Genomic DNA, 15909 nt, shown 5'->3' with positions numbered 1-15909 from the left:
CGAGGGGCGGCATGATCCAGGCGGAACCTATAAAGCGACAAAGCTGGCTGCGCCGCGCCTGGCGTTTCCTGGTGCGCGCCATCGCCCTCTTTCTGCTGGCTTCCGTGCTGATGACGGCGATCTATCGCTGGGTTCCGCCACCGGTCACCTTGCTCATGCTGTGGCGCGTCGTTGAGGGCAATTGGATTCACAAGGATTGGGAATCCTACGACAACATCTCGCCCAATCTGGTGCGCGCCGTGATCGCCGCCGAGGATGCCAAATTCTGCGAGCATGACGGCTTCGACTGGGAATCCATCGAGAAAGCCTGGAAACGGAACCAAAAGGCCAAGCGCATCCGTGGCGGCTCCACCATCAGCAACCAGACAGCCAAGAACGTGTTCCTGTGGCCCGATCGAACCTATGTCCGCAAGGCGGCGGAGTTCTATTTCACCGGCCTCATCGAGCTCATGTGGACGAAGAAACGCATTCTAGAGGTCTATCTCAATGTGGTCGAATTCGGCCCCGGCATATATGGTGCCGAGGCTGCGGCGGAAGCCCATTTCGGCAAATCGGCGAAGGATCTCAGCCGCCGTGAAGCCGCCTTGCTGGCAGCCGTCCTGCCCAATCCCATTCGCTGGTCGGCTTCGAAGCCTTCGGGCTATATCCGCAGCCGCGCCGGCACGATCCAGGCCCGCATGAACGATGTGGCAGATCCGACCAATGATCCCTGCGCCTATATGATCCGCACCAATTAACCAAGACAGATCACGAGCAAGGTCGCAAAATGGCGGCCATGCCCACGATCGGCAGTGTCGTCAACAATGGCCAAGGCCAAGTAATCGCCAAGGTGCCGGGTGGCGCACCCGGAACCGAGAGCTATGTCGTCCGCAAATTGGACGCATTGGGCGAAACGACCACCCCTGCCAGTGCAAGCCAGTTATCGGAAGCTGACCGCCGCGTCATTGCGGAATTGCAGCAGCGCGACCGCGAAGTCCGCAATGAAGAACAGCGCCATGCCGCAACGGCGGGCCAGTTCGCCGGCGTGCCGCAATACACTTACAAACGCGGCCCCGACGGCAAACTCTATGCCGTCGAAGGCAGGGTGCCGATCAACGTCAATGTTACCGGCTCAAAGGAAGATCAGGCAAAGGCCCTGCGCCGCGTGCAGGCGGCGGCAGTGTCAGTGCAATCGCCGTCATCCGGAGATACGACGGCTGTGGCGGGTGCCGCCGCGGCACTCGTCGCACAACAAGACAGCACACAAACATCCGAAGCGGATCGCCGCAGGCAAGCGTTGAAGGCCTACCAGCAATCGCAAGAGACACAGAAGGCTGCAGCGCTTGCCGAAAAAATCTTCGGGGCGAATGCAGATCGACACATCTAGAAGGGCACTATTTTTTGTGGATGGCCTTCCACAGCCATTGGCAGAGCTTTAGCCCGGCAAGTGTGAGACCCAGCGGAATACCGACCAAGAACAAGATGAATATGAAAGTACCGACGCTGTAATGCCCGTCCCCAAAACCTAGAACACACCCACCGGCAAAGAGCAGGAACAGACCCGAAGTTCCGGTAACGACGACACTGATCACGAACATCAACCAGTAAAAGGCGTTGCCGCTGCCCGCGCCAATATGGCCCTGATGAGGGTCCTGTTCCATAAAGACCCTCTACTCTTTCAATCGCTTCAGTAGATTCCACGACACATAAACCGCACCCAAGCCAAACAGGAAGGGTGGCCCGCCGAGCAGCAGCGCCAGCGCTCCGTCGCTTCCCGCCGACAACAGGATGCAGCCGCCGGCGCCAAGCATGGCGATGCTGCCGGCGATAATCATGATCCAGCTGACGACCTTCAGGAAGCTGCTCGGGTCACTCGGCTTCTGCTCCCATTCTTGTTCTTGGCTCATAATGCCCCCTTCACCTTTGCCATGGCACGCCCCGCCGCCAGCCGCCCCTCTAATCCCGGGCGATAGAACAGATTGTAGGTGTCGAACGGAATGATCTTTCCATCCGGCGTCACGAAATGAATGCAGGAGCGCTTCACCTGGCCGGTGCAGAAATTGAACCGGTCGAGAAACTGGATGCCGAGGACGCGAAAGACGCGGTCATAGCCCAGCATTTGCGGCAGTTCGATGTCCGGCAGGCAGCACAAGAGTGATTGCAATGCTGGCCCGGCATTGATGCCCGCCGTCGATAGGGACATCAGGTCGAACAGCCGCTGCTTCAAGGCCGGATGCTTCTCATAGGCGATGGTGTTGGGTCCTTCGCGCAGGATTTCCTCGCGCGGCAGCAACCTGGTGATCGGCGTCAATTTCTCGCCGTCGCGCAAGGCATAACCAATGGTGATGGATTCCGGATTGCACGGCAGCGGAATGATATCGTCTGGTGCGAACTGATCAAACTGGGTGAGAATGCCGCTGCGGATATCCGACAGCACAATCCGGTTCTGCTTGGCGTCGAACCCTTCATTGCGCCCGGCATCCTGCACCGGCTGGAAGGTGACACCGCGCACGCAGCGGTATTTTAGCGCATGGCGGATGATGTCGCCGATCTCGCCATCATTGACACCCCGCTTCAACACCACGACCAAGGTGGTGGCGATGTTGTGCCGTTCGAGATTGTCCAGTGCCTGGGCCCTGATCGCCCTGAGATCGGCGCCGCGGATATCCATCAAGGCGTCGCGCTTCAAGGAATCGAATTGCAGATAGACTTCGAAGCCCGGTGCGAACTCAGCGAGCTGCGCCACGAAGTCCGGCTCCTTCGCGAGACGCAGGCCGTTGGTGTTGAGCATGATATGACGGATCGGCCGCTGCTTTGCAGCGCGAATGATGGCGAGAATGTCGGGATGCAAAGTGGGTTCGCCGCCACTGATCTGCAACAAATCCGGCTCGCCCTCACTGGCCACCAGCGCATCCAGCATTTTCTCGATCGTGGCGAGATCGAGCTGTTTCGATTTGTGCGGTGCCGAATCGGCAAAGCAGACCGGACAGGTCAGATTGCAATGCTCGTTGATCTCAATGAGAGCCAGGCAGGAATGCTGCTCGTGATCCGGACACAGGCCGCAGTCGAACGGACAGCCATATTCGGTGCGCGACTGGAAGGCTTGCGGAATGTCGCCTGGCTTCAGCCAATCCCGCTGCTGTCGAAAATAGGTTGCGTCGGTCGAAACCAGAGTCTTCTGCACACCATGCACATTGCAGCGCTTCTGGTAATAGACGAGGTCGCCTTCAATGAGGATCTTGGCCGGCACCGGCAGCAGGCAGGTCTCGCATAGCGAGGTCGTCTGGCCGAAGAATAGGTACGGTCTGAGGTCGCGCATGTTGCTGCCCTGTTGTTTTAACCGCCATGACTCGGCCCGTCCGCCAAAGCATGAAGGCAGCGTAGAGGATGAGAAAAACCGCGCCAATCTGAAATACGGTAAGAACGTTCACAATACGCCCATAGGGCTTCAGGAACTCCAGCAGGAAGCGGTCGACAGCAAACCAGAGCACAAAAACATAGAAACCATAGGCAGAAGCAGCCCGCGGCTGCCGTCGCGACCAAGCAAAGAAGGCAGCGGCGAAAACGAGCATCGCAGCACTTTCATAGAGCTGCACGGGGTGCCTTGGAATGCCATCGCCGAAATCCCAGGCCCAAGGCAGGCTCGTCGGCGTGCCGTAGGTAAAGTCTGCAATGCCGGCCAGGAAGCAGCCGATCCGCCCGACGGCGAGACCGAGCGTCAAGGGCAAGACAAAGACGGCGCCGGTCGAACCACGTATGCCGCGCAGTAGCTTGAAAATCTCAATCCCGAGGATACCGCCGAGCACTGCGCCGAACACGCTCCGGCCGATGCCCGGGGTGCCGGAAATGACCAGATTGAGCGTGCCCAGCCAATAGGCGCCAAGGGCGGCGGAGACGACCAGAACAGACCAATAGGATCGGCCGCGGCCCGTATCAACCGAGAGTCCGACCGGCCGCAGATAGTGGCGATAGAGCCACCAACCGGCAGCACTGCCCGCAAAGGCTGCCAGCAAATCCGTCAGCAGATGCAAACCTCCGGGCACGGAATCTGTCAGGCCGCGTCGCCCACGACGTCGTAGCCGGCATCCTCGATCGCCGCCACGACCTTGCTGCGGTCGGCAGCGCCGGTGACTTTTACAGCACCGGCCGTCACGTCCACTGCGACTTCGGCACCAGGCGCAACCTCAGCCAGCGCCTTCTTGATTGAACTGGCGCAACCGCCGCAATGAATGCCTTCAACCTTCAAATTCAACACAGGGATCTCTCCAGGTCTGATGCTTCGATAACCTCAATATGGATCTTCCCATCATAGGAAGGTCAAGGCTTAACGAAATTTTCTCCGCACCGGATCTTGAATCAGATCATATTCAGATATATCTGATGTCAGATATATCGAAATAGACGAGAGGTATTTATGTTTTTCAAACACTTAAAGGAATGTAGCGATAAGCGCTTCGCCCGGGACGAGTTTGGCGGAGGGCGGTTCTTCGGTCATCGCCATGGCTTTGGCGGCAGGTTCGGTCGCGGCAAGTTCGGCCGGATCTTCGATCATGGTGACCTGCGCTATGTGATCCTGCAGATGATCGCCGAGAAGCCGCGTTATGGCTATGAGGTCATCAAGGCGATTGAGGAGAAGCTCGCCGGCGCCTATACGCCCAGCCCCGGTGTCGTCTACCCTACCCTCACATTGCTCGAGGAAACGGGCTATGCGACCGTCAGCGAGGTGGAGGGCAATAAAAAGCTCTATGCCATCACCGACGCCGGCAAAGCGTTCCTTGCCGAGAACCATTCCATCATCGCCGCGATCTTCGACCGCATCAGTGAGACTCATGCCGCCCATGGCGGCGGCCCCGCGCCGCAGATTCTGCGCGCGATGGAAAATCTGAAAGTGGCCATCCGCCTGCGGCTGTCACGGGGCCCACTCAATGATGAGCAGACCCGCGCTATCGCCGCCGCCATCGACGCAGCAGCACATATGATCGAGAGCGTGAAATGATGGTGATGATGATGGCCGAATCCGTCGCGACCAAATTCACCGCAGTGGCCCGTGTGGCAACGACCTCGCCCGGGCGTTATCTGGGTCAATTGTGCAAGCATTTTGCCCACAAGCTGCCAGCCACACATGATGCCGAGACGGGCCGGATCGAATTCCCGTTCGGTGTCTGCGAATTGGCGACCGGCAAGGATTTGCTGTGCTTGTGCGTCTCCGCCATCGACCTCGAGTCACTGCAGCGCCTGGAAGACGTCATCGGCAGCCATCTGAGCCGTTTCGCCTTCCGCGAACCGCTTGAGATCAGCTGGACCCGTGACGAGATCTGATCTTACTGGGCCTGTTCCTTCACTTTGAGGAAACGCAGCTTCGGGTGATCCTTTTCCGCCCGATCCAGGTGCCAGGCGTTGCGCGCCAGGAACACATGATCGCCATTGTGATCGCGCCCCACGCTGGCCCGCGTCTCGTCGAGGAAGGTCTTTAGCGCCACCGGATCGTCGCTTTCGATCCAGCGGGCGGTATAGAGGCTGGTCGGCTCGAATCGCACAGGCAGACCGTATTCGGTACGGATACGGTCTGCGAGGATTTCGAACTGCAGCGCGCCTACCACACCGACGATATAGTCGGTGCCGATCTCCGGGCGGAACACGCGGGCAGCACCCTCTTCTGCCAATTGTTCCAACGCCTTGCCAAGATGCTTGGCGCGCAAAGGGTCATCGGCCCGCACTGCCTGCAGATGTTCCGGCGCGAAGCTGGGGATCCCCACGAATTGCAGCGGCTCACCCTCGGTCAGCGTGTCGCCGATCCGCAAATTACCGTGATTGGGGATGCCGAGAATATCGCCGGCATATCCCTCTTCCGCGATCTCGCGATCCTGGGCCAGGAACACCACCGGGTTGTGAAGGTTGATCTGCTTGCCCGAACGGACATGCAGCATCTTCATCCCGCGCTCGAATTTGCCGGAGCAAAGACGTGTGAATGCGATGCGGTCGCGATGCTTCGGGTCCATGTTCGCCTGGATCTTGAACACGAAGGCGGTGGTCTTTTCCTCGGTCGGCTCGACCATGCGCGTCGCCGTCTTCTGCGGACGCGGTGGCGGCGCCATCTCGGCAAGACCAGCCAGCAATTCGCCGACGCCGAAATTGTTGACGGCGGAGCCGAAATAGACCGGCGACAGATGACCCTCGCGATAGGCGGCAAGGTCGAACGGCTTCATCAGCCCGCGCGCCATCTCGATGTCGTCCCGCAAGCGCTGCACCTCGTCGGCCTTGAGATTGGCATCCAGCTTCGGGTCATCAATACCTTTAATTTCAACAACATCCTCGTCCTGCTTGCCACCACGCTCGAATAGAATGAGGCGATCCTTCATGAGATCGTAGCAGCCGCGGAACGTCTTCCCCATGCCGATCGGCCAAGAAGCCGGCGTCACGTCGAGCGCCAGCTGGTCCTCGATTTCGGACAGGAGATCGATCGGGTCGCGGCTTTCGCGGTCCATCTTGTTGATGAAAGTGACGATCGGCACGTCGCGCAGGCGGCAGGCAGCAAAGAGTTTCAGCGTCTGGGCTTCGATACCCTTGGCGGCATCGATCACCATGACGGCGCTGTCGACGGCGGTCAGCGTGCGATAGGTGTCTTCACTGAAATCCTCGTGGCCGGGCGTGTCCAGGAGGTTGAACGCGCAGTTCCGATACTCGAAGCTCATGACCGAGGCAGTGACCGAGATGCCCCGCTCGCGCTCGACCTTCATCCAGTCGGAGCGCGCGCGACGCTGTTCGCCACGCGCCTTGACGGCGCCGGCCAGCTGGATGGCACCACCGAACAGGAGCAGCTTTTCCGTGAGCGTGGTCTTGCCGGCGTCGGGATGCGCGATGATCGCAAAGGTCCGGCGCCGGGATACTTCATTCGGCAGGTTGGCCATAAGTCTCTCGGGGTGTCTCTCGATTGCTGATTTGTGCGCAATCTAAGCAATTCGGGCGGATTTTCCACCCAAATCAACGCCTCATGGTCGATTTGCAACCATTTGATTTTCAGGCTTTTTTCGAACTCACCAGCATGACACCGCCCAGGACGAACGCAGCACCGATCATCTGTTCGATCGAGACGTCTTCGCCCAGGATCAGCCAGCCGAAAAAGATGGTGGCGACAGGGCCGATCGACCCCACGATCGAGACCTTGGAGGCTCCTACCAGCTGGATGGCCTTGGCGGTCAGGAAGATCGGCAGGATCGTGGAAAGGCCCGCCATGCCCGCCGCATAGGCATAGACCTGCCAGGGCTGCTGGATGGCCTCAACCAGCGGGCTCGCGATCAAGAAATGAATCATGACGGAGATCGCCGCAACACTGGTGGCCAGGGCCGCAAAGCGTGTCGAGCCCATGCGGCCCATCATCTGGCCGCTGCCAACAAGATAGACGGCATAGCTGATCATGCACAGGAACACCAGGCCACCACCGATCAGGGTGGCACGGTGGTCGCCGGTGATCTCGATATCATGCAGGAACGCGATGCCGATGCCGAGATAGGACAATGCCATGGCAGCGAGCGCACGCTTGCTGATGCTCTTGCCGAACATGAAAACCGAGATCAGCACGACCACGGTTGGGTAGAGGAACAGGATCAGTCGCTCCAACCCCGCCGAAATATAGGCAAGCCCCAGGAAATCGAGCAGGCTGGAGAGGTAATAGCCGACGAAACCGAGGAAAATGATGTTGAGCCAGTCACGCGGTGTCAGCGCCAGTTCCGAATTGCGGCCAGTCCACCAGGCGGCTGCCAGCAGGACCGGCAGGGAAAACGCCATCCGCAACGCCAGAAGCAGCACGGCATCAACGCCATAGAGATAGGCCAGTTTGACGAAAATGGCTTTCATGGAGAAGGCGGCGGAGGCGAGAAACGCCAGCAAGACGCCGCGATTGGCGAGCATGATTTGGTCCGATGCGAAACGCGTGTGGTTGCACAAGAGCCTAACCAGCCGCACGAGTGCTGAGTAGCGCGAAACCATCGGCCCAGCGGCCGGAATTCGCATGGCGGGCGCCCATCACTTACCCCCTCTCCCGCAAAGGGGGAGGGGATTTCCTTGTTACCGACAAGCATTGGCAAGGGTTGATATCCGCCCCCTGAATCACCATATAGGTCAAGGGCTTGATATGGGAATCCGCCCCCCTCACCCTTCCTTGCAACGAACTCGCGACGTGAATCCATGCCCCACGCCACGCCGCTCATTGCCACCATTGTCGGCAGCCTCGCCCTGGCCTTTGTGTTCGGCACGCTGGCACATCGCTTACGTATCTCGCCGCTGGTCGGCTATCTGCTGGCAGGTGTCATCGTCGGGCCCTTCACGCCGGGCTATGTTGCCGACCAGGACCTGGCGCCCGAGCTCGCCGAAATCGGCGTCATCCTGCTGATGTTCGGCGTGGGTCTGCATTTTTCCCTGAAGGATCTGCTGTCGGTGAAGGCCATCGCCATTCCTGGCGCAATCCTGCAGATCGCTTTTGCGACATTGCTGGGCTGGGGTCTCGCTTGGGCGCTCGGCTGGCCGATGGCGGGTGGCCTGGTTTTCGGCCTCGCCCTCTCGGTTGCCAGTACGGTCGTCCTGCTCCGAGCTCTTCAGGAACGCCACGCCTTGGAAACGGACCGTGGCCGCATCGCCATCGGCTGGCTGATCGTCGAAGACCTCGTCATGGTGCTGGTCCTGGTCTTGCTGCCTCCCTTTGCCGCTGCTTTATCCGATGGTCAGACGGCCGGTGGCGGGGCCGATTTCCTGATGCCCCTGCTGATCACCCTGGGCAAGGTCACGGCCTTCATCGTGTTCATGCTGGTGGTTGGGCGCCGGGTCATTCCCTGGGTGCTGCACTACATTGCCCACACCGGCTCGCGCGAGCTGTTCCGCCTGGCGGTCCTGGCGATTGCGCTCGGCGTCGCCTTTGGTGCCGCGACCCTGTTCGGCGTGTCGTTCGCCCTCGGCGCCTTCTTCGCCGGCATGGTGCTGGCTGAATCTGAGCTCAGCCACCGTGCCGCCGAGGAATCGCTGCCGCTGCGCGACGCGTTCGCCGTTCTGTTCTTCGTGTCAGTGGGCATGTTGTTCGATCCCACGATCCTGCTCAGGAGCCCACTCCTGGTGGCCGCAACCTTTGCCATCATCGTGTTCGGAAAATCGCTCGCTGCTTTCGTCATCGTGCGGCTGTTCCGGCATCCGACCGGGACAGCCTTGATCATCTCGGCAAGCCTTGCGCAGATCGGTGAATTTTCTTTTATTCTTGCGGCCCTGGGTGTCGACCTGCAACTTCTGCCACAAGAAGGCCGCGACCTCATTCTGGCTGGCGCCATCCTTTCCATTCTGGCGAACCCACTCCTGTTCACCGCCATCGACTGGTTGAAGGGTAAGCGCCAAGCGGTGCCGGAAGCCGCCTTGAACGCAGACCAGCTTGTCAAAACGACGCTGGCCGATCACACCGTCATCGTGGGCGGTGGCCGCGTCGGCAATGCGCTCATCGCCTATTTGCGAGAGGCCAAGTTGCCGTTCCTGGTGATCGAAGACCGTGCAAATGCGCTGCGGCGCCTGCGCGCGGACGGTGTCGAAGTGATCGCTGCCAATGCGGCGGATCCCGATGCCATTGCCGCCGCCAACATGATCGGCGCGAGGCGGCTGTTCGTAGCCATCGACAATGCGTTCGAAGCCGGCCAAGCGGTCGAACAAGCGCGGGCGGCAAACGGGTCGCTCGAAATCATCGCGCGTGCTTTTTCCAGCGACGAGATCGAACACCTCAAGCTCCACGGCGCCGACCGCATCGTGGTCGGCGCGGAAGCCATCGCGCAGGGCATGCTGGGCAAAGCCTTCGGCGGTCAGGCCGGCGCTAGCTCACCCGCCCAGGCCCCAACTCAAACAGCTAGCTAAGCGTCAGCCGACAGCCTGCAGCGTTTCCGGTTCCGGCTGGTCGATGCCCCACATCTTTTCCAGGCTGTAGAGCTTTCGCACGTCCGGCCGGAACAAATGGATGATGATATCGTTGCCGTCCACCAGCACCCAATCGCCTTGGCTGATGCCTTCGATACCAATCGGCTTTGCGCCTGCCTTGCCGAGCTTTTCGGCAATATGGTGCGCCATGGCAGCCAATTGGCGTGTGTTGCGCCCGGTGGCAATCACCATGTAATCGGCAATAGCCGATTTGCCGGACAGATCGATCGTCACGACGTCCTCAGCCTTGTCGGCATCCAGCGACTTCTCAACCATCTTGAGAAGATTTCGCGACCACTGATCAATCGGCCTTGAGGCTGCGGGCGCAATCGACTTCGCGCCAACGGCCTTCACTGCGGGCTTCTTGCCAGCAGTTTTTGGCTTCGCAGTCTTGGATTTTGTGGCCACCTTGGACTTCGCGGTCGTCTTCTTGACCGCGGCCTTAGCTCCCTTGGGAGCGGTCGCCTTCTTCGGCGCGGCCTTCTTCGTGGCGGGTTTGCTGGTGCCGGTCGATTTAGCTGCGGTCTTCCGGCCAACCGCGGTGTTCTTTTCGGAAATGGCGTTAATCCTCCTAGAAGCCGGCGTTATAGATCAATTGTCATCGGGGCGTCGCCGGCTCTGCCACCCCGAGGCTTGGCACTCTTGGACCCATCTCGCCCCAAAGCCGCCTGCGGCGGATTTCGGTGGCAGATATCGGATTCAATCGATGATGCACAAACGTCCACGCCGGCGGTGGCGACGTAACCAGCGTTCGGGCTGCTTGCTCCCGCGCCCGAAAACAGGCGAATCGCCGTGCCGCTTTAGCGGCCAGTGCACGATAAGTATATGTCGGACGGTCAAAAACCGCAATTGGCACAAGATGAAAGATCTGTTGCCAGTCCTTCCATTGGTCCATGTTGCCAAGATTGTCGGCCCCCATCAGCCAGACGAAACGAAAATTCGCGAACTTGCGGGTCAGGTGCCGCAGCGTGTCCGCGGTATAGCGGGTCCCAAAATGACGCTCGATATCGGTCACCTTGATGCGTGGGTGATGCGCCACCCGTTTCGCTTCGGCCATCCGGGCGGCAAACGAAGCCATGCCGTTGGTGCTTTTGAGGGGATTCTGCGGCGCCACCATCCACCAGATCTCGTCGAGGCCAAGATACGCCAAGGCAGCGAGACTGATATCCCGGTGACCGTCATGGGCCGGATTGAACGAGCCGCCCAGGATGCCGATCTTGCGCGCGACCGTGCCCACGCTTAGGGCCGTACCTGGCCGTCGCCGCGCACGATGTATTTATAGGAGGTGAGCTGCTCGGCTCCCACAGGTCCTCGCGCGTGCAGTTTGCCGGTCGAGATGCCGATCTCGGCGCCCATGCCGAACTCACCACCATCGGCGAACTGGGTCGAGCTGTTCCAGATAACGATGCCGGAATCGATCTCGTTCAAGAAGCGCGCCGCAGTGGCGGCGTTCTTGGTGATGATCGCCTCAGTATGGTGCGAGGAGTGACGCTCGATATGCTCGATGGCGCCGCTCACGCCATCGACCACGCGGACTGACAGGATCGCGTCGAGATATTCCGTGTCCCAATCTTCCGGTGACGCGGCGCTGACGCGCTTGTCGAGCGCCTGGATTGCGGCATCGCCACGAAGTTCGCAGCCGGCCTTGATGAGGTCATCGAGGATCGGCTTCGCGAAGGTGAGCGCCGACCGGTCGATCAGCAATGTTTCCGTGGCGCCACAAATTCCGGTGCGGCGCATCTTGGCATTGACCGCGATCTTGCGCGCCATCTCAGGGTCCGCTTCGCCGTCGACATAGGTATGGCAGATGCCATCGAGATGTTTCAGCACCGGAATGCGGCTTTCATTGGCCACACGCTCGATGAGGCCCTTGCCACCGCGCGGAATGATGAGATCGATGCTTTCGGTCATGCCCAGCATGATGCCGACCGCAGCACGATCGGTGGTGGGCAGGCGCTGGATCGACGCCTTGGGCAGGCCGGCGGCGCAGAGCCCCTCTTGCAGGCAATCGAGAATGGCGGCGGCGCTGTGTGCGCTCTCCGAGCCACCGCGCAAGATGGCGGCATTGCCGGATTTGAGACACAGGCCAGCAGCATCCGCTGTCACATTGGGGCGGCTTTCATAGATGATACCGATGACGCCGAGCGGCACCGACATGCGTTCGATCTTGAGGCCATTGGGGCGGTCCCAGGCACCGAGCGAACGTCCAACCGGGTCCGGCAACTGGGCGACTTCTTCGAGGCCGGCAGCCATGCCTTCAATCCGCTTGGCATCGAGCAGCAGGCGATCGAGTAAGGCGCCGCTGAGGCCGCGCGAGCGCGCCGTATTCATGTCGCGCTCATTGGCAGCCAGGATCTTTGGCGCCTGCACGCGAATTTCCGCGGCCATGGCTTTGAGGGCCAAATCCTTCTTGTCACGGGGCGCCTGGGCGAGCTTGGCCGAAGCCACCTTGGCCGCACGGCCAAGCGCCAGCATCTCACCCATCAACGCATCGCCACCAACGTCTTTCTTGAGCGCGGTCATATCGTGTCCTTAGCTAACGACCAGATCATCCCGGTGGATCATCTCATCACGGCCGCGATAGCCGAGCAAGGCCGCAATCTCCTTCGATTTGTGGCCCATGATGAGCTTCGCGTCGGCAGCGTCATAGGCGGCAAGACCGCGGGCGATCTCGTTGCCCTGCCCGTCCACCACAAGTACCGCATCGCCGCGCTCGAAACGCCCTTCCACCCGGACGATCCCGGCTGGTAGCAAGGAACGCCCACCCTTGAGTGCCGCCAGGGCACCGTCATCGACCACCAGCTTGCCCTTGGCCTTCAGCGACCCGCCGATCCAGCTCTTGCGCGCGGTTTTGGGACCGCTCGCAGGCAGGAACCAGGAACAGGTGCCGCCATCGAGAATTGCCTGCAGCGGATTCATCTTCTTACCGCTGGCGATGACCATGCGGCAACCAGCCGACATGGCGATCCGGGCCGCAGCGATCTTGGTGACCATGCCACCCGAGGAATAACCGGCGGGTGCGACACCGGCCATAGCTTCGATGTCGGCAGTCACTTCCGTGATCTCACCAATGAATGCCGCCGATTTGTCCTTGCGCGGGTCGGCGGTATAGAGACCGTCGATGTCGGACAGCAGCACCAGCGTATCAGCGCTGATCATGGCACCGACACGGGCGGCCAAGCGGTCATTGTCGCCAAATCGGATCTCGCTGGTAGCAACTGTGTCGTTTTCATTGATGACGGGTACGGCACCCATCTGCAGCAAGGTCGCCAATGTGGAACGGGCGTTGAGATGCCGCCGTCGCTCTTCCGTATCGTCGAGGGTGAGCAGCACCTGGGCCACGGTGATGCTGTGGCGTGCCAGCGTTTCCTGATAGGCATGGGCAAGGCGAATTTGGCCAGTCGCTGCAGCTGCCTGTTTTTCCTCGAGCCGCAGGACGCCGTCGGTCAGGCCAAGATGACGACGGCCAACCGCAATGGCCCCCGATGATACCAGCAGCACTTCCTTGCCCTGCTCGCGCAAGGCCGCCACATCGTCAGCCAGCGCATCGAGCCATTTGCGGCGAATGCCGCCAGTCTCATCATCGACCAGCAGGGCGGAGCCGATCTTGACAACAATGCGCTTGGCGCTGGCGAGAGATCGTTCTTTCGACTGTGTCCGTTTCTTGTCGCTCATATCGGCGCACCCCTTACGCTCTACCAGCCCCTTACGCGTCGGCGTCGATTTCGATGCCCTGGCTCATATCTTTCTGCTCGGCTGCTTCACGTGTCTTGTCGGTGTCGATGATGCCCAGCATCGTGCGCATCAGTTCCTTCACGTTGATACCGGCAGCGCCCGACACACGGTAAACAACCTGTCCCTTCTTGAGCTTCGCCGCTTTCTTGAGAGCGGCAGCCTTTTCTTCGATTTCTTCCTCGGTCAAGGCATCGCATTTGTTGAGGGCAACCAGTTCCGGCTTCGCCGCCAGCACCGAACTATAGGCCTTCAGCTCCTTGCGGATCGTCTTATACGCGCCGGCCACGTCTTCCTGCGTCCCATCGATGAGATGGAGCAGCACGCGGCAGCGCTCGACATGGCCCAGGAACTTGGTGCCAAGGCCCGCACCTTCATGGGCGCCTTCAATGAGACCTGGAATGTCCGCGAGCACGAATTCGCGTTCGTCGGAATAGACGACACCCAACTGCGGCTTCAGCGTCGTGAACGGATAATCCGCGATCTTCGGCTTGGCGCGCGAAACGGCGGCCAGCATCGTCGACTTGCCGGCATTTGGCAGGCCGACAAGGCCGGCGTCGGCAATCAGCTTCAGGCGGAGCCAGATCCAGCGCTCTTCACCCGGCCAGCCTTGGCCAGCGAGGCGTGGCGCCTGATTTGTCGAGGTCTTGAAATGCGCGTTGCCGAAGCCGCCATCACCGCCACGGCATAGCACGATGCGCTGACCCGGCGTCACCAGATCGAACAGCAGCGTTTCCTTGTCTTCATCGAAAATCTGCGTGCCGACCGGCACCTTCATGACGATGGTATCGGAATCGGGACCGGTGCGATTCTTGCCACTGCCATGATAGCCGCGGCGCGCCTTGAAATGCTGCTGGTAGCGATAGTCGATGAGCGTGTTGAGGTTGGCCACGACCTCGACAATGATGTCGCCGCCGCGACCACCATTGCCGCCATCCGGGCCACCGAACTCGATGAACTTCTCGCGCCGGAACGAGACGCAGCCAGCGCCACCGTCACCGGACTTCACGAAAATCTTGGCCTCGTCGAGAAACTTCATTGTGTTGGTCTTTCACCAAGATGCTGGCAGAAGCGCAGCAAATATCCGTCAGGGTCCTGCACCAGGAATTGGCGCTGACCGGTCTCATACTCACCGACCCGGTACCAGCGATCGGTGGGCTCGCGAAAGAACGCGATGCCCGCGCCGCGCAGTTTGCTCGCCAGCACCTCGAGATCATCGATCTCGATCTGCAGGTTGATGCCACGGCCGAACGGCGGCTGCATGTCCCCGGTAAACCAGGAACCATCATCATCCATCTGCTCGATCATGATCTGGGCGCGCCCGCGCTGGAGATAGGCAAAGCCATGCTCCGGCCGATCATAAAGGCAGCCGAAACCCAGAAGATCGACATAGAACGCCCGGCTGCGCGCAAAATCACGGCAGATCAGCTCCGGCACCAGGGCGTTGTAATCGATGTCGCTCGGTTTCATGGTCGCTCGAAATCTTCAAAAACGAAAAAGGGGAATGGCGTTTCCGCCATTCCCCTTTTAACTCGTTCAGCGAATGGCCGCGCCCTTAGGGGCGCAAATGGCTCACTCGGCTGCCGGGAGAGCCACAGGCAGCACCGACACGAAGGTGCGGCCGCCAGTGCCGGTCTTGAACGTCACACGGCCCGCCGCGGTGGCGAACAGGGTGTGGTCCTTGCCGATACCGACGTTCTGGCCGGGGTGAACCTTGGTGCCGCGCTGACGGACGATGATGTTGCCCGACGCGATCACTTCGCCACCGGCCTTCTTCACGCCCAAGCGGCGGCCAGCACTATCGCGACCGTTGCGCGAGCTACCACCGGCTTTTTTATGTGCCATTTGGAGTTCTCCCTAATTCGATCAGGCGGGCCGTTAGGCCGCCTTGATGCCTTCAATCTTGAGCACCGTCACGAACTGACGATGGCCGCGCTTGCGGCGGTAGTTGTGGCGACGGTTCTTCTTGAAGATCAGAACCTTGTCGGCCTTGCGCTGCTCGAGCACCTTGGCCGTCACCGAAGCGCCAGCCACATTGGGCGCGCCAACAGTGATGTTGCCGCCTTCGCCGACCATCAGAACTTCACCCAGTGTAACGCTCGCACCTTCTTCGGCCTCGAGCTTCTCAACGAGGATGATGTCGTTGGTAGCGACCTTGTATTGCTTGCCGCCCGTCTTGATCACTGCAAACATAATTGCCGTCCTAGAGGCGGGTCGCGGGGGTTGCCCACGCAGCGCCATTTCATGCCAAAAGCTTCG

At 60.3% G+C, this 15909-nt stretch carries 20 protein-coding genes; 5 read left to right on the top strand and 15 right to left on the bottom strand.

Annotated elements, in window-relative coordinates:
• Positions 1–11 precede the first annotated feature (11 nt).
• The gene (mtgA, locus tag AC1DWZ_RS02820) at positions 12–737 is read left to right on the top strand and encodes a monofunctional biosynthetic peptidoglycan transglycosylase (protein ID WP_477167346.1); all 726 of its coding nucleotides are present in this window, start codon (positions 12–14) and stop codon (positions 735–737) included.
• Between the two features lie 29 nt (positions 738–766).
• On the top strand, positions 767–1366 hold the full coding sequence (locus tag AC1DWZ_RS02815) for a putative metalloprotease CJM1_0395 family protein (RefSeq protein WP_477167345.1): 600 nt from the start codon (positions 767–769) through the stop codon (positions 1364–1366).
• 7 nt (positions 1367–1373) lie between these two features.
• Here the strand turns inward: AC1DWZ_RS02815 and AC1DWZ_RS02810 are convergent, their stop codons facing one another.
• Genes AC1DWZ_RS02810 through AC1DWZ_RS02790 form a run of 5 tightly spaced genes read right to left on the bottom strand, consistent with a single transcriptional unit; the run spans position 1374 to position 4231 of the window.
• Positions 1374–1640: a hypothetical protein gene (locus AC1DWZ_RS02810; RefSeq protein ID WP_477167344.1), complete on the bottom strand. Its 267-nt coding sequence runs from the start codon at positions 1638–1640 to the stop codon at positions 1374–1376.
• 9 nt (positions 1641–1649) lie between these two features.
• Positions 1650–1886, bottom strand: a complete 237-nt coding sequence (locus AC1DWZ_RS02805; protein ID WP_477167343.1) for a hypothetical protein — start codon at positions 1884–1886, stop codon at positions 1650–1652.
• On the bottom strand, positions 1883–3298 hold the full coding sequence (locus AC1DWZ_RS02800; protein ID WP_477167342.1) for a radical SAM protein: 1416 nt from the start codon (positions 3296–3298) through the stop codon (positions 1883–1885). The genes AC1DWZ_RS02805 and AC1DWZ_RS02800 overlap by 4 nt, the downstream gene beginning before the upstream one ends.
• Positions 3207–4022: a prolipoprotein diacylglyceryl transferase gene (locus tag AC1DWZ_RS02795; protein WP_477167341.1), complete on the bottom strand. Its 816-nt coding sequence runs from the start codon at positions 4020–4022 to the stop codon at positions 3207–3209. The genes AC1DWZ_RS02800 and AC1DWZ_RS02795 overlap by 92 nt, the downstream gene beginning before the upstream one ends.
• 8 nt (positions 4023–4030) lie before the next feature.
• A complete protein-coding gene (locus AC1DWZ_RS02790; RefSeq protein WP_477167340.1) occupies positions 4031–4231 on the bottom strand; it encodes a heavy-metal-associated domain-containing protein in 201 nt (66 codons plus the stop codon).
• Between the two features lie 162 nt (positions 4232–4393).
• Here AC1DWZ_RS02790 and AC1DWZ_RS02785 point away from each other — a divergent pair, with 162 nt between their 5' ends.
• Positions 4394–4975, top strand: coding sequence for a PadR family transcriptional regulator (locus tag AC1DWZ_RS02785; protein WP_477167339.1), 582 nt, complete (start codon positions 4394–4396; stop codon positions 4973–4975).
• Entirely contained in the window at positions 4972–5298 is a 327-nt protein-coding gene (locus AC1DWZ_RS02780; RefSeq protein WP_477167338.1) for a DUF2218 domain-containing protein, read from the top strand. The genes AC1DWZ_RS02785 and AC1DWZ_RS02780 overlap by 4 nt, the downstream gene beginning before the upstream one ends.
• A gap of 2 nt (positions 5299–5300) precedes the next feature.
• Here AC1DWZ_RS02780 and AC1DWZ_RS02775 read toward each other — a convergent pair whose 3' ends face one another.
• Complete coding sequence (locus AC1DWZ_RS02775; RefSeq protein WP_477167337.1) at positions 5301–6887, bottom strand: peptide chain release factor 3; 1587 nt, start codon at positions 6885–6887, stop codon at positions 5301–5303.
• 109 nt (positions 6888–6996) lie between these two features.
• Entirely contained in the window at positions 6997–7887 is an 891-nt protein-coding gene (locus tag AC1DWZ_RS02770) for a DMT family transporter (RefSeq protein ID WP_477167336.1), read from the bottom strand.
• Between the two features lie 276 nt (positions 7888–8163).
• Here AC1DWZ_RS02770 and ybaL point away from each other — a divergent pair, with 276 nt between their 5' ends.
• Positions 8164–9858, top strand: coding sequence for a YbaL family putative K(+) efflux transporter (ybaL, locus tag AC1DWZ_RS02765; protein ID WP_477167335.1), 1695 nt, complete (start codon positions 8164–8166; stop codon positions 9856–9858).
• Positions 9859–9861: 3 nt separating this feature from the next.
• On the opposite strand, the gene rsfS is transcribed toward ybaL, so the two are convergent.
• The 8 genes from rsfS to rplU form a co-directional block, all read right to left on the bottom strand.
• Positions 9862–10194 carry a ribosome silencing factor gene (rsfS, locus tag AC1DWZ_RS02760; protein ID WP_477167334.1) on the bottom strand — a complete coding sequence of 111 codons (333 nt, stop codon included), beginning with the start codon at positions 10192–10194 and terminating at the stop codon, positions 9862–9864.
• A 322-nt stretch (positions 10195–10516) separates the two neighbouring features.
• On the bottom strand, positions 10517–11155 hold the full coding sequence (locus AC1DWZ_RS02755; RefSeq protein WP_477167333.1) for a nicotinate-nucleotide adenylyltransferase: 639 nt from the start codon (positions 11153–11155) through the stop codon (positions 10517–10519).
• Between the two features lie 2 nt (positions 11156–11157).
• Complete coding sequence (locus AC1DWZ_RS02750) at positions 11158–12441, bottom strand: glutamate-5-semialdehyde dehydrogenase (protein ID WP_477167332.1); 1284 nt, start codon at positions 12439–12441, stop codon at positions 11158–11160.
• Positions 12442–12450: 9 nt separating this feature from the next.
• Complete coding sequence (gene proB / locus AC1DWZ_RS02745; RefSeq protein ID WP_477167331.1) at positions 12451–13593, bottom strand: glutamate 5-kinase; 1143 nt, start codon at positions 13591–13593, stop codon at positions 12451–12453.
• A gap of 31 nt (positions 13594–13624) precedes the next feature.
• Positions 13625–14689, bottom strand: a complete 1065-nt coding sequence (gene obgE / locus AC1DWZ_RS02740) for a GTPase ObgE (RefSeq protein WP_477167330.1) — start codon at positions 14687–14689, stop codon at positions 13625–13627.
• Positions 14686–15120 (bottom strand): bleomycin resistance protein, encoded by a 435-nt coding sequence (locus tag AC1DWZ_RS02735; protein ID WP_477167329.1) that lies wholly within the window; start codon positions 15118–15120, stop codon positions 14686–14688. The genes obgE and AC1DWZ_RS02735 overlap by 4 nt, the downstream gene beginning before the upstream one ends.
• A gap of 102 nt (positions 15121–15222) precedes the next feature.
• Positions 15223–15495 carry a 50S ribosomal protein L27 gene (gene rpmA, locus AC1DWZ_RS02730; RefSeq protein WP_477167328.1) on the bottom strand — a complete coding sequence of 91 codons (273 nt, stop codon included), beginning with the start codon at positions 15493–15495 and terminating at the stop codon, positions 15223–15225.
• A 33-nt stretch (positions 15496–15528) separates the two neighbouring features.
• Complete coding sequence (gene rplU / locus AC1DWZ_RS02725; protein WP_477167327.1) at positions 15529–15843, bottom strand: 50S ribosomal protein L21; 315 nt, start codon at positions 15841–15843, stop codon at positions 15529–15531.
• Between the last annotated feature and the right edge of the window lie 66 nt (positions 15844–15909).

It is taken from the genome of Dongia sp. P2_B8 (genome assembly GCF_056404715.1).
This window is presented reverse-complemented; position numbering and strand designations above follow the sequence as displayed.